Source organism: Burkholderia stagnalis (assembly GCF_902830275.1).
GTDB classification, from domain to species: Bacteria; Pseudomonadota; Gammaproteobacteria; order Burkholderiales; family Burkholderiaceae; genus Burkholderia; species Burkholderia stagnalis.
The window spans coordinates 138,085-157,659 of record NZ_CADESW010000009.1; the positions used below are offsets into that span (position 1 = coordinate 138,085).

The following is a 19,575-nucleotide window of genomic DNA, read 5'->3' on the forward strand; positions in this document are numbered from 1 at the left end:
TCAGCGCCCCAGAACCAGGCTGGCATTGCTGCCGCCAAATGCGAACGAATTGCTCATCGCGTATTGCCCCCGTCCGTCGCCGCCCAGGCGGCGCGACGTCCGTACGAGATCCAGTGACGGAAGGGCCGGATCGGCCTCGCCGTCCCACACGTGCACCGGCAGCGCGATGTCGCGCGCAAGCGCCAGCCATGCGAACGCCAGCTCGGTCGCGCCGGCCGCCCCCAGCGTGTGCCCCGTCAGCGGCTTGGTGCCGCTCGCGGGCACGCCGTCCGGAAACACGCGCGCCATCACGCGCGCTTCCATCGCGTCGTTGTGGCGCGTGGCGGTCGCGTGCAGGTTCACGTAGCCGATCGCGGACGGCGTCACGCCGGCGTCGGCGATCGCCTCGCGCAATGCCATCTCCGCGCCGCTGCCTTCCGGGTCGGGTGCCGAAATGTGGTGGGCGTCGCTCGATTCGCCCACGCCCGCCAGCCGGATCTCGCCCTCGTCGCGGCGCATCACGAACACCGCCGCGCCTTCGCCGACGTTGATCCCGCAGCGGTTGCGGCTCATCGGATTGGTGCGCGCCGGGCTGACCGATTCGAGCGACGCGAAACCCTGCATCGTCAGCTCGCACAGCGAATCCGCGCCGCCGACGACGACCGCGTCGCAGAGGCGCAGCCGCAGCAGGCGGCGCGCGGCGGCAAACGCCTTCGCGCTCGACGTGCAGGCCGTCGACAGCGTATAGGCCGGCCCGGCCAGGCCGAGGGCCGCCTTCACGAACGGCGCCGCCGTGCCGATTTCCATCTGCCGGTAGTCGAATGCGGCCGGCATCGCGCCGGTGGCGGCGCGATGCGCGAACGCTTCCTCGGCCGCCCGGATGCCCGACGTGCTCGTGCCGATCACGACGCCGACGCGGGCCGGCCCGTAGCGCGCCACCGCCGCCTCGACGGCGGACGCGACCTGCGCGAGCGCCGCCAGCAACAGGCGGTTGTTGCGGCAGTCGAAATGCGCGAGCGCGTCGGGCGGCGCGATGTCGAGCGGCGTCAATACGCGCCCGGCAAATGCGTCGCCGCCGTCGGCGGACGCATGCCCCATGCCCGGCGACACGCCGTCGCGCAACGCGCCGGCGATCTCGTCGACGTTGCCGCCGAGCGCATTGACCATGCCGAGCGCATGCAGATAAACCGATTCCTGCTTCATCAGTGGATTTCCTTGCGGGCTGGCGCGGCGAGCGGCGCGAACAGCACCGCGAACACGATCCCCATCGCGAGCGTCGTGCCGAAGCTGCGCAGCGCGGGCATGGCGCTCACGCCGAGCATTCCGAACGACAGCAGCGTCGTCGCGGCGGACAGCAGCACGCCGCTCCACACCGCGCCGAGATTCGCGGCGTCGCGCTGGCAGCCTTCGCGCAGGAACACCGCGTAGTTCGCGCCGACGCCGAGCACCAGCATCAGCGCGAGCCAGTTGAACAGCGTCAGCGGCACGCGCAGGTAGCCGAACACCGCGAGCGCGAGACCGATCGCGAATACGACCGGCAGCGTCGTCGCGATGCCGCCGCGCACGCCATAGCGCCAGCACAGCAGCGCGGCGACCACGACGAGCGCACCGGCCAGCCACAGCGCGCTGTCGACGCGATAGGCGCCGAACAGTCTCGATACGCTCGCGGCCTTGTCGACGAAGGTGACGCCGGGAACGCGCCGCGCGAGCGCCTCGAGCGACGCGAGGTTCGACGCGTCGACCCGGCCGGGAATCGCCAGCGCCGCATACACCGGCTCGCGCCCGTCGATCCGGCCCATCCACAGGTGGCGGAACGGGGTCGACCAGCGGGCCGCGAGCCATGCATCGACCGACAGCGTCGCGCGCGCGTCGCGCGCGAACGCATCGATCCACGCGTTGGCCACGTCGTCGCGGAAGCCGGCGTGCGCGAGCGTCGCCCGCAATGCGTCGCGATCGGCAAACACGCGCGCCGCCAATACTGCGCGATTGCGCGATTGCCGTTCGGCGGACGGCACGAACGCCGAGATCGACTGCAGGCCGCCCGCTTGCTGCGCGCCGTCGAGCGCGTCCAGCGCCGACGCCAGCGCCTCGGAACGCTGCAGCACGTGTTCCGGCGTCGGGCCCTGCACGACGAAGAACTGCGACGTGTTCGCCAGCCCGACCGCATCGCGAATCGCGCGCTCCTGGCGGGCGAGATCGGGGTCGCGCTGGATCAGCAGATGCACGTCGTCGTCGCTCGTCAGCCTGAGCCAGCCCGGCACCGCGACGAGCACGAGCAGCCCGGCGGCCAGCAGCGCGCGCCGGCCCCCCATCGCCGCCTGCCACCCCGCGAGCATGCGCGCGACACGGGCGAACAGCCGCGCCGGGGTGCGCTTCGGCGCATCGGTCAGCATCAGCGGCAGAAAGCCCAGCACTGCCGCGAATGCCGCGAGGATGCCGACCATCGCGAAGGTCGCGATCTGCTTGAGCGCCGGAAACGGCACCCACATCAGGATCGCGTACCCGAGCAGGCTCGTCGCCAGCGCGACGGCCAGCGCGGGACGCACCGCGGCCGCGCCGCGCCGCGCATCCCACGTCGCGCCGCTCGACAGGTACACGACGAAATACTGGATCGAATAGTCGACGGCCTCGCCGATCAGGCTCACGCCGAACACCAGCGTCAGCAGGTGCAGCTTGCCGAACAGCAGCATCGTCGCGGCGAGCGCGCAGACGATGCCGAACGCGGTCGACACGAACGCCAGCACGAGCAGCCGGGGCGAACGCAGCACGCCCAGCAGCAGCAGCGCAATCCCGCCCAGCGACACCGCGCCGATCACGTGCACCTCGCGTTCCGCGCTCGTGCGCGCCGCGTCGGCATGGAACACCGCGCCGGCGCGATCGACCCGCACGCCGCGAAAACCGTCCGCAAGCGCGGCCTCGGCGTCGGACGTGGCGTGCCGCACCGCCTGCTGCACCTTCGTCTCGTAGGCCGAGCCGTCGAGCGACGCCAGCACGAGCACGCTCGTCGCACCTTCACGATGGGACACCAGCATGCCGTCCTCGAGCGCCAGGTTCGATGCCGCCAGCGGCAGGCCGGCCAGCCAGTGCTGCAGCCAGCCGAACGGATCGTCGGCGACGGCGGTCGGCAAACCGTCGATCGGCGGGCTGTACAGCCGCTTCGCGAGCAGGTCGGACAACGGCGCATCGGCGCGCGCGAGCGAAGCGCGATCCGCGTCCGTCAACAGGCCGAAACGGGCCGGCTGATAGGTCGCCGCGATCTGCGACAGGTCGAACGGCGGCACCTCGACCGTCACCGAGCGGAATGCGCCGCTGCGCTCGAGCCGTCGGCCGAACGCCTTCGCGGCCGACTTCGCGCGCAGCGCGTCGGCGTCCGTGACGAGATACACGGTGCGGCCGCCCAGCGCGTCGCTCAGCGCATCCACCGCCTTCTCGGCAACCGGGTTCGCTTCGGTCGCGGGCAGCAGCGCGAGCAGATTGGTCTGCAGCGGCGATGGCCCGGCGAATCGCCACGCGCAATAGCAGGCGACGGCCAACGCGACCAGCAGCCATGCCGCCCGCAGCAGCCAGACCCTCGGGCGCCTCGCCGATACGGCGAGCGCGTCGCGCGCCGTCTCCATCAGCGGGCCTCCAGCCACGCGCGCTCGGCCGGCGCCGGCGCGTCGACGCGCGCCGTCCCGGCGAATTCGAGCGTCGTGACATTGCCGTTCGCGAACGTCATGCCGAGGGTCTTCAGGTACGCGCCGCCCGTCATCTGCAGCGTGCGGATCGCCTGCGCAAGCTGCGGCTGGTTCGGCCGCAGCGTCAGGCGCCAGCGTTCGGGCGTGCCGCTCGCGTCGACGTCGAACTGCGCGTACAGGCCCGACAGGTCGCCCGCCAGCATGCCGCGCATCATCCGCGACACCTGTGCGACGCCGCGCGCGTCTCCGCGCGCGCGAACGAGCTGCCCGTCCGCGCCGACTTCGCGCACGCCGCCGTCGGTGATCACGTAGGTCGCCTTGTACGGCGTGTCGATGCGCCAGACCACGCCCGACGCCCGGTCGAACAGCAGCGAGCCGGTGCTGACGAGCGGCCGCGTCATCGCCGCCAGCGTCTGGGTCTGCGTGAAGTCGGCGCGAATCGTGCCGCCGCGCGCCAGCCGCGCGGCGACCTCGGAGACGAGCGCCGGGTTCGCCCGATGCGCGGCCGTCGGCGGCGTGGCCGTGTCGGAGGCCGTTTGTGCGCAAGCGCCGGTCGCCACGATCATGCCGAACACGGCGGCCGCCCAGCGACGCTGCCAGGTCACGCCCATTGCGCCTCCACCCGCTCCGTCAACGCCGGCGGCGACACGAACTGCGTTTCGTGCGTCGTCGCATCGACCGCGAGCTGGACCGTATAGCCCTTCGTCAGGCGCTCGCCCGAATCGCCGTCGAACACTTCGTAGCCGATCTTCAGGCGATTCTCGAATTCGAGCAGCGTCGCGCGCACGCGAAGCTGCTGGCCGTAGGTCGCGGGCCGCACGTACTTCAGGTGCGCCTCGACCACCGGCCACAGATAGCCGGACGCCTGCATCGCCGGATAGTCGTAATCGATCGCGCGCAGCAGCGCCGCGCGGCCGCTTTCGAAATACTTCAGGTAATGGCCGTGCCAGCAGACGTTCATCGCGTCGACATCGTGAAACGGCACTTCGACGCAGGCCGTCGCCGTCGGCATCGTCCGGGTCGCGCTCATGCGGCCTCCGCGCCGATCGGCTCGCACGCCGCGATCCGCGCGGTCAGCGCGCGCAGCTCGGCCTCGAGCGGACGATCCTCGACGACGAGCGGCGACAGCCGGTTCACGTCGTCGACGAATGCGCGCAGCGACGCCGACAGCTGCGTATCCGGCGCGGCGCGCATGCGCAGGCGCACGGCCTGGACCGTCGCGAGCACGTGCGCGGCCGCGACCTGCTCGGTCAGTTCGAGCACGCGCAGGCAATCGCGCGCGGCGATCGTCCCCATGCTGACCTTGTCCTGGTTGTGCGCTTCGGTCGAGCGCGAGAAGACGCTCGCCGGCATCGTGTGCTTGAGCGCTTCGGCAGTCCACGCGGACGTGGAAATCTGCACCGCCTTGAAGCCGTGATTGATCGGCGCGCGCTCCGGCGTCGCGCCCGTCAGGTTGCGCGGCAGCCCGTTGCTGAACTTGTCGTCGACGAGCAGCGCGAGCTGGCGGTCCATCAGGTCGGCGAGGTTCGCGACCGCCGTCTTCAGCGCATCCATCGCGAACGCGATATGGCCGCCGTAGAAGTTGCCGCCATGCAGCACGCGCCCGCCGTCCGGATCGATCAGCGGATTGTCGTTGGCGCTGTTCAGCTCGTTCTCGACATCGCGGCGCACCCACGTCAGCGCATCGCACACGACGCCGATCACGTGCGGCGCGCAGCGCACCGAGTAGCGATCCTGCAGGCGCCGCCCCGGCAGCTCGTCGCGGCCCGCGAGGTCCGCGCGAATCCACGCCGCCGCTTCGGCCTGCCCCGCGTGCGGTTTGGCTTCGAACAACAGCGCGTCGAAATGCGTCGCGCGACCGTCGAGCGCGACCGTGGTCAGCGCGGTCAGGCGCGCGGCGATGCGCGTCAGGTTGTCGGCGCGCGCGAACGCGAGGCACGCCAGCCCCGTCATGACCGCCGTGCCGTTCATCAGCGCGAGCCCTTCCTTCGGCGCCAGCGTCAGCGGCTCCAGGCCGAGCGCGCGCCACACTGCATCCGCCGCGCGCTCGTTGCCCTCGAACAGCACCGTGCGCTCGCCCGCGAGCGCGGCCGCCACGTACGACAGCGGCGTCAGGTCGCCGCTCGCGCCGACCGACCCTTCGGACGGAATGCGCGGCAGGATGCGGTGGTTGACGAGGTCGGCCAGCCGCTCGAGCAGCGTGAGCCGCACGCCCGAGTAACCGTAGGCCAGCGAATTGAGCCGGGCAGCCACGATCGCGAGCGTCTGCTGCGCGTCGAACCATGCGCCCATGCCGCACCCGTGGTAGCGCGTCAGTTGCAGCGGCAGCGCTTCGACGAGCGCGGCCGGCACGTCGACCACGCACGCGTCGCCATAACCGGTCGTCACGCCGTAGACGGTCCCGCCGCTCGCGAGATAGTCGCGCAGCCAGGCCGCGCCGCGCTCGATGCGCGCGCGCCAGGCCGGCGCATCGCTCAGCGCGACGCCTGCGCCGCGGCACGCGATCGCGATCACGTCCTCGATCGACAGGTGCCGGCCGCCGATCACGACGGCCGGCATGGGCGCCGCGCGCGCGGCCACGGCGTCCGCCTCCCTCGTGTCATGCGCGGTCATGCGGACCTCCATCGGGGCGTGCCCAGAAATCGAAGAAATTGAACCATTGATACGGAGCCTTGCGGCAATAGTGTTCGAGCCGCGCCGCATAGCGCTGCGCCCATTCGGCGACGTGCGCGGCGCGGCCGCGGCGCGGCAGGTCGATGCGTTCGGCGAACGGTTCGAAGTACAGGCGGTATTCGCCGCCCTCCTTCAGGCAGAAGAACAGGTAGACGGGGCAGCCGAGCGCGTGGGCGAGCACGTAGGGCCCCTGCGCGAACGCGGCGTTCGCGTCGAGAAAGCGTGCATCGACGGTCTTGCCGGCGTCGTGCGCGGGCACGCGGTCGCCGACGATCACGAGCAGTTCGCCGGCGTCGATGCGCGACTGCATCATGATGGCGGTCTCGGGGCCGAAATCCGCGACCTCGACGAGTTGCTTCGCGAATTCCGCATTCGCCTGCGACAGCACGCTGTTGAAGCGCTTCGCGTGTTCGGTGTAGACGATCGCGGTGACTTTCGTATGCGCGTCGCGCAACGCCAGCGCGCGCGTCATTTCCAGGTTGCCCAGATGCGCGCCGATCACGAGCGCGCCGCGCCCGCTCGCTGCCAGCGCGTCGAACGCCGTGGCGTCGTCGAAACGCACCCGCAGGCGATCGGCGCGCCCCGACCACGCGACGAACTTGTCGAACCCCGCTTGCGCGAACGTCAGCATGTGGCGGTAGGCGGTGCCCCAGCCGGGCTTCGGCAGCGCGCGCGCCGGGCATGCGTGCCCGAGCCGCGCGAAATAGCCGTGCGACGCGACGCGCGCGGCTCGATGGGTCAGCACGAAGTAGCCGACGATCGGGTACAGCCAGGCGGACGTGATCCGCGTGCCGAACCAGCGGCAGCTGAGCGCGAGCAGCGCCATGCCGGCGCGACTGCCGCGCTCGGGCATGCGCCACCACGATCGCGCGGGCGTCTTCGCCGCCCCGCCGCGGCATACCCGCACGAGCCTGCGCGCGAGCAGCAGCGGCGCGCGCGCCAGCATCCCCGCGACGAGCCGCGTATGGCTCGCGCTGATGCGCACGTTGTCCCACAGCACGTCGAAATGCGACAGGCCATCGGCCGGATACACCACGCGCGTCGGGATCGTGCGGAACGCCAGGCCGCGCCAGTGCAGGCGAACCAGGATCTCGCTGTCGAAATCCATGCGCGTGGGCATCGACACCGAATCGATCAGCCGGCAAACGGCGTCGAGCGGATACAGACGGAATCCGCACATCGCGTCGGCGATGTCGAGCGACAGCGTTTCGATCCACACCCATACATGCGTCAGGTAACGGCCATACAAGCGCGCCTTCGGCACGCTTTCGTCGAACAGCGGCCGGCCGAGAATCACCGCGTCCGGCGCAGCCTGCGCGGCCGCGACGAACGCCGGCACGTCGGCGGCATCGTGCTGGCCGTCCGCGTCGATCTGGATCGCGTGCGTATAGCCGTCGGCGCGCGCCGCGCGCAGCCCGGCCATCACGGCAGCGCCCTTGCCGCCGTTGACGGGCAGGCGGACCAGCTTCATCCACGCGGCGTGGCGTTGCGCCAGCGCGGTGAGCGTCTGCTGCGTCGGCGCGTCGCTGCCGTCGTCCACCACGATCACCTGCAACCCGTGCACCGACAGACGCGCGAGCGTGCCGCCGATCGCGTCGCGATGGTTGTAGATCGGGATGACGATGCACGCGTCGACCGTCACGCCGCCTCCCCGTAGACGAACGTGCCGGACGTGCATTCGCGCTCGCCGCGCCGGAACGCGAACCGCACGCGCCGCCGCGCGGCATCGTGCGCGAGACGCAGCGCGAGCACCGCGCCCGGCGGCACCGGCGCCTTGAACTTCAGCTGGTCGATCGACCGGACCGCGCGCAGCGCGGGGATGTTGCGCATCGCAAGCCGCGTCGCCCAGTCGACCTGCACGACGCCGGGCAGAATCGGCAAGCCCGGAAAATGGCCGTCGAAATGCACGAGATCGGGCGGCACGCGCAACTCGGCATGCCATTCGTCCGCGTCGCGCCATTCGGCCAGCAATTCGAAACCTTCCGGCGTCGGCGCAAATGCGCCGGCGATCGCCGTCGCCGGCAGCTTCCCGCGCGCATCGAACGGCATCGCCACGCGAAAGCGCCAGTGACGCGGCAGCGCTGCCGGATCCAGATAGGCGCCGAGATCCCGGCGCAGCGCCGCGGCCACCGCGATGCGTCCGTCGGCCTCGAGTGCGGCGCGGCCCGCGTCGCTCGGCACGGCCACCACGCCGATCCGCGCGCGCGACGTGCCGTCGATGATCGTCGCCGTCGCTTGCGCGATGAACGGATGCGCGACGATGCGCGCCTCGACTTCCGGCAGCGAGACGCGCTTGCCGTCGAGCTTGACGATGCGATCCCGGCGGCCCGTCAGTTCGAAGCAGCCGGTGTCGTCGAAGCGGGCCGCGTCGTCGGTCCGGTGCCACGCGTCGTGGCCGAGATGCGCGGAGCGCACGCTCAGCGCGCCGTCGTCGCAACGCACCTCGATGCCGGCCATCGGTCGCCATGCCGACGTCAGGTCCTGTCGACGCCATGCGATGCCGCCGGTTTCCGTGCTGCCGAAGATCTCGAGCGGCGCCTCGCCGAATGCGTCCGCGTAGGGCATCGCGGCATCCATCGGCAGCGGCCCGCCCGACGAGAAGAACACGCACGGCGCCGGCGACAGCGCCGCGAACCCCGGCAGCAGCGGCCAGCGCATCAGTTGCGACGGCGTCGACACCACGATGCCGCCGCCATAGGCGGCCAGCCGATCCTGCAGCTGCAACGGTTCGAACGACAGCGCGCGATCGAATGCGCGCCCCGTCGCGAGCGGCCACAGAATCCTGAACAGCAGCCCGTAGATATGGTGATGCGGGACACTCGACAGCGTCACCGCGCCGCCGACCCGCGCGCCCCACTCGCGCTGCAACGTGCGGACTTCCGCATCGAATTGCGCCAGCGTCTTGCGCACTGGCTTCGCGCTGCCGCTGCTGCCCGACGTGTAGAGCGTGATGGGGGCGTCGGCGGCGATCGCACGGGCTGCGGCGGACGGCTCGCGCGTCCGGTCGCCGTCCGCGCACGCCGCCAGCGTGCGGTCGTCCAGCAGCAGGTCGTATGCCGCCGCGAGCTCGCCCAGATAACCGGGCGCGGCGCTGGCGGGAATGACCGTTTCGCATCCGCTCGCCGCGACGGCGAAGAACGCACACGCGAATTCATAGGGATCGTCGGTGCAGATCGCCACGCGGTGCGCGCCGCTGCATTCGATCGCCCGCGCCACCGCATCGACGCGGCATCGAAACGCCGCGAGCGTGAGACTGGCATCGCCGTCGCGACAGACGACGGCGCGGGTATCCGCGGCCGCGGACAGCAGCTCGTGCAGCGCGATCATGCGGTCGTCGCTCCGTGTCGGCGCGGCATCACGAACAGTTGCCGCCAGATCCACTCGCCCGCCAGCAACGCGCCGATCAGCGCATACGCGATCGCGCCGTTGTACAGCGACCACGCGTCGCGGCTCCAGCAGAGCGCGGTATAGACGGAGAACGCGCCGTTCAGGATGAAGTACGCGCACCAGACCTGCGTGACGCGCCGCGTGTACTGCACGATCGCGGGCCCCGGATCGGGATGGCTGACGCGCGCGAACCGTTCGATCATCGACGGACCGCGAACCAGTGTCGCACCGAACGCGGCCAGAAGGCCCGCGCTGACGCACGCCGGATACAGGCGCAGCAGCGTTTCGCTGTCGGTCACGGCCATCGCCAGCGAGATGCCGGTCAACGCGGCCGCCACGCACCAGTCCAGCCGCGAAAGCCGCCGGAGCGCCGCCGCGAGCGGGCCCTTGCCGACCCAGCGCTGCAGCCACAGCAGCGCCACCAGGATGCAACCGGCCTGACGCGGCGCCAGGCCGCGCCAGGCGAGCAGGATCACGAGCGGATAGGCGAGCATGAGCGCCACCCGCGCCGCGAAGGCCGCCCGGCGCAGCAGCGCGGAATCGGTCGCGCGATCGCGCGCCAGCGGGGTCATCGACCGCGCGCGAGCAGCGTGTGAACGGCGGCGATCACGTCGCCGACGGTGCGCACCGATTTGAATTCTTCCGGCTTGATGCGCTGCCCCGTCAGTTCCTGGAGCTTGATGGCGAGATCGACCGCATCGATGCTGTCGAGATCGAGTTCCTCGAAAAGATGCGTGTCGGGCGTCACGCGCGCCGGCTCGATCGCGAAGTTCTCGTTGAAGATGGCGCGGATACGCTCAAGGATTTCTGCGTCGGTCACGAGTCACTCCCCTTTTGCCATGACGGCTTTGTTCGATTCCTGGTTCGCCTGCTGACCAGCGATCAATGCCGCCAGCGTGTTGACCGAGCGGAAATGCGCGCGCGTGGATTCGTCGTTCGCGGCGATCGTCAGGTTGAACTGCTTGCGCAGCATGATCCCGACTTCCAGCGCATCGACCGAATCCAGCCCGATGCCGTCGGTCGAGAACAGCGGCGCATCGTCGTCGATGTCGTCGACGGTCATGTCGTGAAGGTCGAGCATGTCGATCAGCAGACGCTTAATTTGCAGCTTTAAAGTATCCATGTTGAAACAGGTGTTGGGTGATGTGCGTCTCGATGGCGTGCGCGATCCCGCGTGCCGCGAGCGACGACGACGTCGGCTCGCCGCACAGCCGGCCCGGTTCGATCGGCTCGAGCACGTCGATACGCATGCGAAACGCGCGCGGCGGCACGTGATACCAGCGCAGCGCCTTCGTGAACACCGGCGGATCGCAATCGATCAGCACCGGCTGGATCGGGCGATCCGATTGCAGCGCCATGTGCGCGAAGCCGCGCGAGAAGGCATGCAGCCGATTCGCGCCCGGGCTGCGCGTGCCTTCCGGGAAAATGATCATCGTGTAGCCCGCCGCCAGTTGCCGCGCGCCGGCCTCGACCAGCTCGATCGCGTCGGCATTGCTCACGTATTCGGCCGCGCGCACGATGCCCCAGAAGCACGGATTGCCCCAGTGCCCCCGCTTGACGACGCAGCAGGCCTTCGGCGTCAGCGACAGCAGCACCATCACGTCGAGCCAGGTCGGGTGATTCGCGACGACGATCGACGGGCCGCCGTCGCGCAGCCGCGGCGCGCCCGACACGTCGAGCGTCATCACGCCGATCCGCTGCAACACGGCGACGAGCATGCGAAAGAAATGATGAATGACGAACGTCACCGCGCGCTGACGCGAGCGCTTGTGCGGCCACAGCGCGCCGCCGACGATCAGCGCCAGCGAAAACGCGCAGCCGCACGCCGCGAAGAACGCGAGGCTGATCCCGGTTGCGACGAGACGCCAGCCGTAGTCAAGCCGCGCGGTCATGCCAGCTCCAGCGCCAGGATGCATCGGCGCCCTGCCACGCCGCATTCGCGCGCTCGGACAGGCAACGCCGGATCGCCGCGCTTTGCGTGCGATCCGGCGCGATGCCCGCCGCATCCCCCGCGACGGACGCGCGCATTTCGCACGTCAGGTGGCCGACGGCCGAACCGGCATCGAACAGGATCGCCAGCGCTTCGCTTTGCGCATCGTCGTCGGGCGCGCCGTACACCGGATCGGCGGGTTCGTGCGCGTAGACGAGCAGCACCGGCGCCGACGGCGCGGACGCACATTGCGCAAACGTCTCGAGCAGCGCATAGCCGAGAGTCTCGGGCCCGGCGGCGACCGCCGTGGCGGGGGACCGGTCGCCACGCGCGATGCCGAACACGCCGCTTGCGGCGTTAAGGACGGAAAGGCTGAATGCGGTGGGGGAAATCGGTTCCGCGGCACTGATGTCTTCGAGGATGCCGGTCGTGCGGGCCAGCTCGCCGTGACGAGAAGCGAACACCACGCGCAGCGCGCCATGCTCCCCGACACAGTCGTGGGCTGCCTGCAACGCGAGCCGGGACAACCGGCTCAGCCTGCGACGCACCATCGGATCGATAAATTCGACGCTCGGCATCCCCGTGGTCGAAATCGACGTCCATCTGGCGATTGGCATGGTCCAATGCAAATCGGCCATTGTTGTTCTCGTTGAGGTATTTTTTTGAAAGCGTCGTTATTTCGATATTCGCGCCGCCCCGCAGAATGCGCGCCGCTCCCGTGGATTCATTTGGCAAATCGCCGCAGACTCGTCAGGATTACAGAGTTCCCGAACACCACTGTGCGCGGCGGATTCTAACAGATACCTCGATGAAATCAACGAACGCCGCGTTGCCCACTTCTGCCTTTTAACCATGTTTAGCAAAGCCGATCGAATGTGAATGATTCACCATCGGCTCGACGATACGGCCGGAACACCCCGATTACACACGAACAGGAAACAGACCGCGGCCGGCGCGCATTCCGTTCATGCGCGAATCGAGGAGCAAAAATCGACCAGGAGGCCGAAATCAACTTTGCAAAGCGTCAATTCCCCGCACTCGCGTAATACAAGCGGGCAAGCGCCGCAGCGCGTCGACGCACGAACCTTATCCGATGACGATAACGGCATCGCTCGTGAAAACTTGAGGGTGCACCGCAAAAAAGTCCTAATGCGGGTGCGGGGGATTCACAGCGATGAAATTGGCCGAAGCGTTCCGATTAATAATATGAAGAATGAAAAGATCATCCAGGCTGCGTCATATTCCGCGTGAATGCTATTTGTATGGCAAATGAATGATTTTTGTATTGATCGGGCATGCCGCCGTGCGCACACGAAAGGAAGCGATCCACCACCCTTTTCTTGCCCGCATGCGTTCGGCCCTGCACGACGGCCTGCGCGCGAACACGCGATAATAGCCGGCAACAACCGACACCCACGCATGAAAAACGCTCTCCAGACTGCCCTCATCGGTGCGCTGCTGGCGCTGACAGCGCCCGGCATCGCTTTCGCCAAGCCGCTCGACGACGCGCTCGACTGCCATTCCAACGGCCACAAGTTCGTCGCGCCGCTGCTGGCCGCCGGCGACATCCGGCCGGAGCCGATGCACGTCGAGTCGAATTCGGTAAACGCGTTTCACACCGAACACGAACTGACCGCATACGGCTACGGCGTCTACGTCGTGCTCGGCTACCAGGCGGACGACCCGATCTTCCGCCAGGGCAGCGGCACGCCGATCGGTCAATGGGCGTACGGGGTCGTGGTGCGGGGCACCAAAAGCTCGGTCGAGGCGGCCGTGCGCAAGGCCGGCAGCGACGCGACCGTGAAGGCCGCGTTCCCGTTCCTCACCGCGATCGTCTGCGCGTCGGACTGAGTGCGCCGCGCGAGGGGCGCCAGCGGCCCCCGCCCGTTCACGCGCCCGTATACACCACGCGGTACGGGATGCCGACCTTCTCCCACTCGGCCGCCTCCTGGCTGAGGCTGTAGTCGGTCAGCGGATTCTGCTCGACCCAGGCGCTCGGCAGGCGCACTTCGTACCCACCCTTCTTCATCTGCGACACCGACAGGTCCGGCAGCCCCGCGTCGGTCCGGCGCCGGCACAGCAGCGCGGCGAGGCGCAGGCAGAACAGCAGCGGCCATTCGACCTCGCGCGCCTGCGACAGCTTGCCGAGCTTGCCCGCATGACCGAGCACGAGCGCCGCGAGGCGCGCCTGGTCGGTGCGCGAGAAACCCGGCATGTCCGCGTTGCTCGCGATGTATGCGGAATGCTTGTGGTACGAGCTGTGCGAGATCGACAGGCCGATCTCGTGCAGCGCCGCCGCCCAGCCGACGAACATCCGGCTTTCCTCGCGACGCTCGTCGTCCGGCTCCCCCAACTGGTCGTAGAAGCGCACCGCGAGCGCGGCGATCCGCTCCGCCTGCGCACGATCGACGCCGTAGCGGCGCGTGAAGCCTTCGACGGTGACCGCGCGCATGTCCTCATGCTGCGAGCGTCCGAGCAGGTCGTACAGCACGCCGAGACGCAGCGCGCCGTCGGTCGTGTCGACGTAGTCGATGCCGAGCTCCTCGAACACCGCGAGCATGATCGCGAGCCCGCCGGCGAGCACCGGCACGCGGTCGGGCTTCAGCGCGACGAGCTTCAGCCGGTTGACGTTCTCCGACTTGATCAGCGCGCGCTTCAGGCGCTCGAGCCCGCCGCGCGAGATGCCGTGCGTCACGCCCGGATCGTTGAAGCCGTTCGCCTCGACGAGCTCCGCGAGCGCGCGGGCCGTGCCCGACGAGCCGATCGCCTGGTCCCAGCCCGCCTTCTTGTACTCGCTCGAGATGATCTGGATCTCGCGCTTGGCCGCGAGCTCGGCCTGCCGCATCGTGTATTCGTCGACGTTGCCGGCCGGGAAAAACGCGCGGCTATGGCTCACGCAGCCGATGTACAGGCTCTCCATCACGAGCGGCGTGTAGTGCGAGCCGATGATGAACTCGGTCGAGCCGCCGCCGATGTCGACGACGAGCCGCTTGCCCGCGCTCGCGGGCACCGAATGCGCGGCGCCGGCATAGATCAGGCGCGCCTCTTCGCGCCCCGCGATCACTTCGATCGGGAAACCCAGCGCCGCTTCGGCCTCGACGAGGAATTCGCCGGCGTTCTTCGCGACGCGCAACGTATTGGTCGCCACCGCGCGCACGTGATCGGGGTGGAAATCGCGCAACCGTTCGCCGAACCGCTTGAGCGCCTCCCAGCCGCGCTCCTGCGACGCGCGGTCGAGCATCTTGTCGCGCGACAGGCCGGCTGCCAGTCGCACCGGCTCGCGCAACGCATCGACCGGATAGATCTGGCTGCCCGCCGGCGTTTCCTCGATGCGCCCGACGATCAGCCGGAAGCTGTTCGAGCCGAGATCCACGGCAGCCAGCAAGTGGGGGGTTGTAACCATCAGAGGGGGCTCCGTGCGCGCGCACCCGCAGCATCCGCACGCCGCGAGGCAGTCATTCAAAGGCGACATTTTAAGCGTGGAACGCTTGCCGGTGTCACGTTCGCCGGGCATGCACACCGCAGCATTGTATATAGGCGAAACTTTTATGAGACGAAAGGATTACGGCGTAGAATTTGCTCACGCATCACGCCAACCGTCATCAGCACGTCATCTCATCGTGAGAGTTTCCGAGCGTCCTTTCGAGTCATCGCCCGACCTGCCCCCTACTTTGCCGATGTCCGTCCGCTATCCGCTTCTGAACCGTGAACTCGGCATCCTCGACTTCAACGAGCGCGTGCTCGCCCAGGCAGCCGATCCCAATGTCCCGCTCCTCGAACGCCTGCGCTTCATCTGCATCACGAGCAGCAACCTCGACGAATTCTTCGAAGTCCGCATGGCCGGCCTGCAGGAGCAGATTCGCGACAATCCCGGCGCGATCACGCCCGACGGCATGTCGCTGCAACACGCGTACGATCTCGTCGTCGAGCGCGCGCAGCGGCTCGTGCACCGGCAATACACGATGCTGCACGACACGGTGCTGCCGGCGCTCGAGCAGGAAGGCATCTACTTCCACAGCAGCGACACGTGGAACGACGAGCAGACCGAGTGGGCGCGGCGCTATTTCCTCGACGAACTGCTGCCGGTGCTGACGCCGATCGGCCTCGATCCCGCGCACCCGTTCCCGCGCGTGCTGAACAAGAGCCTGAACTTCGTCGTCGAGCTCGAAGGGCGCGACGCGTTCGGCCGCCAGGCCGTGATGGGCATCGTGCAGGCGCCGCGCGCGCTGCCGCGCGTGGTGCGCATGCCGCACGCGCTGTCGGGCTTCGAACACGGCTTCGCGCTGCTGAGCTCGTTCATGCAGCGCTTCGTCGGCGAGCTGTTCCCGCAGCTCGTCGTGAAGAGCTGCAACCAGTTCCGCATCACGCGCAACAGCGAACTGTTCGTCGACGAAGACGAAATCACCAACCTGCGCGTCGCGCTGCAGGGCGAACTGCCCGCGCGCCATCTCGGCAACGCGGTGCGCCTCGAGGTGTCCGCCGACACGCCGCCGCACATCGTGCGGCGCCTGCTCGAGGAAGGCGGCCTCAGCGAGAAGGATTGCTACCGCGTCACCGGTTCGGTGAACCTCGTGCGGCTGATGCAGATTCCCGATCTCGTCGACCGGCCCGACCTGAAGTTCGCGCCGTTCAACGCGTCGATTCCGCCGGCGATCGCGAATGCGCCGACGATGTTCGACGCGATCGACGCCGGCGATGTCCTGCTGCATCACCCGTACGAAAGCTTCCAGCCGGTGCTCGAACTGCTGCAGCAGGCCGCGCGGGATCCGAGCGTCGTCGCGATCAAGCAGACGATCTACCGCACCGGCACCGACTCGCCGCTGATGGACGCGCTGATGGAAGCCGCGCGCAACGGCAAGGAAGTGACCGTCGTCGTCGAGCTGCTCGCGCGCTTCGACGAGGAAACCAACATCAACTGGGCGTCGCAGCTCGAATCCGTCGGCGCGCATGTCGTGTACGGCGTCGTCGGCCACAAGTGCCACGCGAAGATGATGCTGATCGTGCGGCGCGTCGTGCGGGGCGGCAAGGCGTCGCTGCGCCGCTACGTGCACCTCGGCACCGGCAACTACCATCCGCGCACCGCGCGCCTCTACAGCGATTTCGGGCTGATGACGGCCGACCAGAAGATCTGCGAGGACGTCCACCACGTGTTCCAGCAGCTCACCGGCATCGGCGGCGAGCTGACGCTGAACGAGCTGTGGCAATCGCCGTTCACGCTGCATCCGCGCATCATCGACGCGATCCGCGCGGAGACCGAACACGCGCGCGCAGGCAAGCGCGCGCGCATCGTCGCGAAGATGAATGCGCTGCTCGAGCCGTCGGTGATCGCCGCGCTGTACGAGGCCTCGCAGGCCGGCGTGAAGGTCGACCTGATCGTGCGCGGCGTCTGCGCGCTGAAGCCGGGCGTGCCGGGGCTGTCGGACAACATCACCGTGCGCTCGATCGTCGGCCGCTTCCTCGAGCATCACCGGATCTACTACTTCCACGCGAACGGCGCCGAAGACGTCTACCTGTCGAGCGCGGACTGGATGGATCGCAACCTGTTCCGCCGCGTCGAGGTCGCGTTCCCGATCCGCGAACGCAAGCTCAAGCGCCGCGTGATCCAGGAGGGCCTGTCGGTGTTCCTCGGCGACAACCAGTCGGCGTGGCTGATGCACAGCGACGGCCACTACCGGCGCCGCCGCGCGGGCAAGACGATGCGCAACGCGCAGCTCGGGCTGCTCGCGAAGTTCTGCACCTGACGCGCGTCGTGCGTGCCGCGCGGCTTCGCACCGCGCGCCCATAAAAAAAGCGCAGCCCGTGCAAGGGCTGCGCTTTTTGCTTATCGGCTGCTGCCGAACCGCGATCAGGCCTCGTACGCCGCCGGCTTCACGGTGACCGTGCGCAGCGCCGGGAAGCGTGCGGTGAACGTGCTGCCGCGCCCTTCCTCGCTCTGGATGTACAGGTGCGCGTCGTGCCGCTGCAGCACGTGCTTGACGATCGCGAGCCCGAGCCCGGTGCCGCCCGTGTCGCGCGAACGGCTGCGGTCGACGCGGTAGAAGCGCTCGGTCAGGCGCGGCAGGTCCGCGGCCGGAATGCCGAACCCGCTGTCCGTCACCGAGAACACCGCCTGCGACGCTTCGCGCCGCCACGACACGGCGATCCTGCCGCCTTCCGGCGTGTAACGGATCGCGTTGGTGACGAGGTTCGCGAACGCGCTGAAGATCTCCGTCTGCGCGCCGGCCACCGCGAGCGTCTCGTCGAGCGCGAACGAAATCGCGTGATGCCCGTTCGACAGCGTCTGCGCGTCTTCCCTCAGATGGTCGAACACCGCACGCATGTCGACCGGGCGATCCACGGCCGGCTTGCTTTCGCCCTCGAGCTTCGCGAGCACCAGCAGGTCGGTGACGATGTGATGCATCCGCGACGCCTGCTGATCCATCAGGTCGAGGTAGCGCGCGCGGTCCTCCTCGTTGAGCGGCAGCTCGCGCATCGTTTCGAGGAAGCCCGACAGCACGGTGAGCGGCGTCTTCAGCTCGTGCGACACGTTCGCGACGAAGTCGCGCCGCATCGCGTCGGTGCGCTCGAGCTCGGTGATGTCCTGCGTCAGCAGCAGCTTGCGATTCTCGCCGTACGGGAACACCTGCACCGCGAGCACGTTCTGCCGCGCGCCGCCCATCCCGTGCATCACGAGCGTCTCCTCGTAGTGCTGCGAATTCAGGTATCGGACGAAATCCGGATGCCTGACGAGATTCGTGATGTGCTGGCGCAGGTCGCGCTTCGCATCGAGGCCGAAATGCACCTCGGCGATCGCGTTGCACCATTCGATCTGGTCGCGGTCGTCGAGCATCGCGACGCCGTTCGGCGACGCCTGGATCGCCTGGATGAAGCGCGCATGCTGCTGCTCGACCTGGCGCACCTGCGCATGCCACTGCTTCGCGAGCTTGTGCAGCCGGTAATAGATTTCGCCCCAGATGCCCGGCGCGCTCGGCACTTCGCCATACACGGGCGCGTCGAGCAGCCGCCACAGCTGCTGCGTATGGAACGTGGCGAAAAAGCCCTGGGCGACCAGCATCACGACCGCGAACACGAGCCCCGCGGTCGGGCCGGCAAAGAAGCCGACCAGTACGCTGATCAGCACGAGCAACACGAGCGACACCAGAAAGCGCGCCCAGATGATGTTCATGATTCAGCGTCCGAAAAGTTGAAAAGCCTGGCGCGGCGCAGCGCGCACCGCTCGTGCGTCACGCGTGCTTCGCGAGCCGGTAGCCGCTGCCGCGGACCGTTTCGATCATCGCGTCGCAGCCGGCCGGTTTCAATGCCGCGCGCAATCGTTTGATATGCACGTCGACGGTGCGCTCCTCGACGAACACGTGGTCGCCCCACACCTGGTCGAGCAGCTGCGTGCGGCTGTGCACGCGCTCCGGATGCGTCATGAAGAAGTGCAGCAGGCGGAACTCGGTCGGCCCGAGATCGAGCTTGATCTCGCTGCCTTCCGCGTGCGCGGCCACCCGGTGCGTGGCCGGATCGAGACGCAGCCCGTTGATCGACACGACGTCCTCGGTCAGCTGCGGCGCGCGGCGGCGCAGCACCGCCTTGATGCGCGCCATCAGTTCCTTCGGCGAGAACGGCTTCGTCACGTAGTCGTCCGCGCCGATCTCGAGGCCGAGCACCTTGTCCTGCTCGTCGCCGCGCGCGGTCAGCATGATGATCGGGATATGCTTCGTGCGCTCGTTATTGCGCAGGTCGCGCGCGAACGCGATGCCGGACTTGCCCGGCAGCATCCAGTCGAGCAGCACGAGATCGGGCAGCACGTCGCTGATCAGGTTCGCCGCCTGCTCCGCGTTGTACGCGCGGATCGGGCAGTGTCCGGCATGCTGGAGATTCACCGAGATCAATTCGGATATCGCGGGTTCGTCTTCGATGACGAGAATGTTGCTGGGCATCGGC

18 protein-coding genes are annotated in these 19,575 nt (G+C 68.6%); 3 read left to right on the forward strand and 15 right to left on the reverse strand.

Annotated elements, in window-relative coordinates; all coding sequences use genetic code 11:
- From HWY45_RS17765 to HWY45_RS17820, 12 genes are read right to left on the reverse strand one after another with little or no spacing between them, the layout of a single operon-like run.
- Window positions 1-1,182, reverse strand: coding sequence for a beta-ketoacyl-[acyl-carrier-protein] synthase family protein (locus HWY45_RS17765; protein ID WP_059811011.1), 1,182 nt, complete (start codon window positions 1,180-1,182; stop codon window positions 1-3).
- Complete coding sequence (locus tag HWY45_RS17770) at window positions 1,182-3,596, reverse strand: MMPL family transporter (RefSeq protein WP_059885513.1); 2,415 nt, start codon at window positions 3,594-3,596, stop codon at window positions 1,182-1,184. The genes HWY45_RS17765 and HWY45_RS17770 overlap by 1 nt, the downstream gene beginning before the upstream one ends.
- On the reverse strand, window positions 3,596-4,267 hold the full coding sequence (locus HWY45_RS17775) for an outer membrane lipoprotein carrier protein LolA (protein ID WP_059885511.1): 672 nt from the start codon (window positions 4,265-4,267) through the stop codon (window positions 3,596-3,598). Before HWY45_RS17775 ends, HWY45_RS17770 begins: the two co-directional genes overlap by 1 nt.
- Window positions 4,258-4,686, reverse strand: a complete 429-nt coding sequence (locus tag HWY45_RS17780) for an acyl-CoA thioesterase (protein WP_059885508.1) — start codon at window positions 4,684-4,686, stop codon at window positions 4,258-4,260. The genes HWY45_RS17775 and HWY45_RS17780 overlap by 10 nt, the downstream gene beginning before the upstream one ends.
- On the reverse strand, window positions 4,683-6,269 hold the full coding sequence (locus HWY45_RS17785) for an HAL/PAL/TAL family ammonia-lyase (protein WP_059885506.1): 1,587 nt from the start codon (window positions 6,267-6,269) through the stop codon (window positions 4,683-4,685). Before HWY45_RS17785 ends, HWY45_RS17780 begins: the two co-directional genes overlap by 4 nt.
- Window positions 6,256-8,007: a glycosyltransferase family 2 protein gene (locus HWY45_RS17790; RefSeq protein WP_059885504.1), complete on the reverse strand. Its 1,752-nt coding sequence runs from the start codon at window positions 8,005-8,007 to the stop codon at window positions 6,256-6,258. The genes HWY45_RS17785 and HWY45_RS17790 overlap by 14 nt, the downstream gene beginning before the upstream one ends.
- Complete coding sequence (locus HWY45_RS17795; protein ID WP_059885502.1) at window positions 7,968-9,656, reverse strand: ApeI family dehydratase; 1,689 nt, start codon at window positions 9,654-9,656, stop codon at window positions 7,968-7,970. The genes HWY45_RS17790 and HWY45_RS17795 overlap by 40 nt, the downstream gene beginning before the upstream one ends.
- Window positions 9,653-10,288 carry a COG4648 family protein gene (locus HWY45_RS17800; RefSeq protein ID WP_059885500.1) on the reverse strand — a complete coding sequence of 212 codons (636 nt, stop codon included), beginning with the start codon at window positions 10,286-10,288 and terminating at the stop codon, window positions 9,653-9,655. The genes HWY45_RS17795 and HWY45_RS17800 overlap by 4 nt, the downstream gene beginning before the upstream one ends.
- Window positions 10,285-10,536 carry an acyl carrier protein gene (locus HWY45_RS17805; protein WP_059566950.1) on the reverse strand — a complete coding sequence of 84 codons (252 nt, stop codon included), beginning with the start codon at window positions 10,534-10,536 and terminating at the stop codon, window positions 10,285-10,287. Before HWY45_RS17805 ends, HWY45_RS17800 begins: the two co-directional genes overlap by 4 nt.
- Before the next feature lie 3 nt (window positions 10,537-10,539).
- The gene (locus HWY45_RS17810) at window positions 10,540-10,839 is read right to left on the reverse strand and encodes a phosphopantetheine-binding protein (protein ID WP_059885673.1); all 300 of its coding nucleotides are present in this window, start codon (window positions 10,837-10,839) and stop codon (window positions 10,540-10,542) included.
- Window positions 10,814-11,608, reverse strand: a complete 795-nt coding sequence (locus HWY45_RS17815; RefSeq protein ID WP_059885498.1) for a lysophospholipid acyltransferase family protein — start codon at window positions 11,606-11,608, stop codon at window positions 10,814-10,816. Before HWY45_RS17815 ends, HWY45_RS17810 begins: the two co-directional genes overlap by 26 nt.
- Window positions 11,592-12,284 (reverse strand): beta-ketoacyl synthase chain length factor, encoded by a 693-nt coding sequence (locus HWY45_RS17820; protein WP_059885496.1) that lies wholly within the window; start codon window positions 12,282-12,284, stop codon window positions 11,592-11,594. Before HWY45_RS17820 ends, HWY45_RS17815 begins: the two co-directional genes overlap by 17 nt.
- Before the next feature lie 241 nt (window positions 12,285-12,525).
- Between HWY45_RS17820 and HWY45_RS17825 the strand changes: the two genes are divergently transcribed.
- Window positions 12,526-12,897: a hypothetical protein gene (locus HWY45_RS17825; protein WP_150999003.1), complete on the forward strand. Its 372-nt coding sequence runs from the start codon at window positions 12,526-12,528 to the stop codon at window positions 12,895-12,897.
- A 168-nt stretch (window positions 12,898-13,065) separates the two neighbouring features.
- A complete protein-coding gene (locus tag HWY45_RS17830) occupies window positions 13,066-13,497 on the forward strand; it encodes a hypothetical protein (protein ID WP_059566944.1) in 432 nt (143 codons plus the stop codon).
- Window positions 13,498-13,534: 37 nt separating this feature from the next.
- Here the strand turns inward: HWY45_RS17830 and ppx are convergent, their stop codons facing one another.
- On the reverse strand, window positions 13,535-15,049 hold the full coding sequence (gene ppx, locus HWY45_RS17835) for an exopolyphosphatase (protein WP_059566942.1): 1,515 nt from the start codon (window positions 15,047-15,049) through the stop codon (window positions 13,535-13,537).
- A gap of 274 nt (window positions 15,050-15,323) precedes the next feature.
- Between ppx and ppk1 the strand changes: the two genes are divergently transcribed.
- Window positions 15,324-17,387 (forward strand): polyphosphate kinase 1, encoded by a 2,064-nt coding sequence (ppk1, locus tag HWY45_RS17840; protein WP_059811005.1) that lies wholly within the window; start codon window positions 15,324-15,326, stop codon window positions 17,385-17,387.
- 104 nt (window positions 17,388-17,491) lie between these two features.
- Here ppk1 and phoR read toward each other — a convergent pair whose 3' ends face one another.
- Window positions 17,492-18,811 carry a phosphate regulon sensor histidine kinase PhoR gene (phoR, locus tag HWY45_RS17845; protein WP_059811004.1) on the reverse strand — a complete coding sequence of 440 codons (1,320 nt, stop codon included), beginning with the start codon at window positions 18,809-18,811 and terminating at the stop codon, window positions 17,492-17,494.
- A 58-nt stretch (window positions 18,812-18,869) separates the two neighbouring features.
- Window positions 18,870-19,571 carry a phosphate regulon transcriptional regulator PhoB gene (gene phoB / locus HWY45_RS17850; protein WP_059566937.1) on the reverse strand — a complete coding sequence of 234 codons (702 nt, stop codon included), beginning with the start codon at window positions 19,569-19,571 and terminating at the stop codon, window positions 18,870-18,872.
- Between the last annotated feature and the right edge of the window lie 4 nt (window positions 19,572-19,575).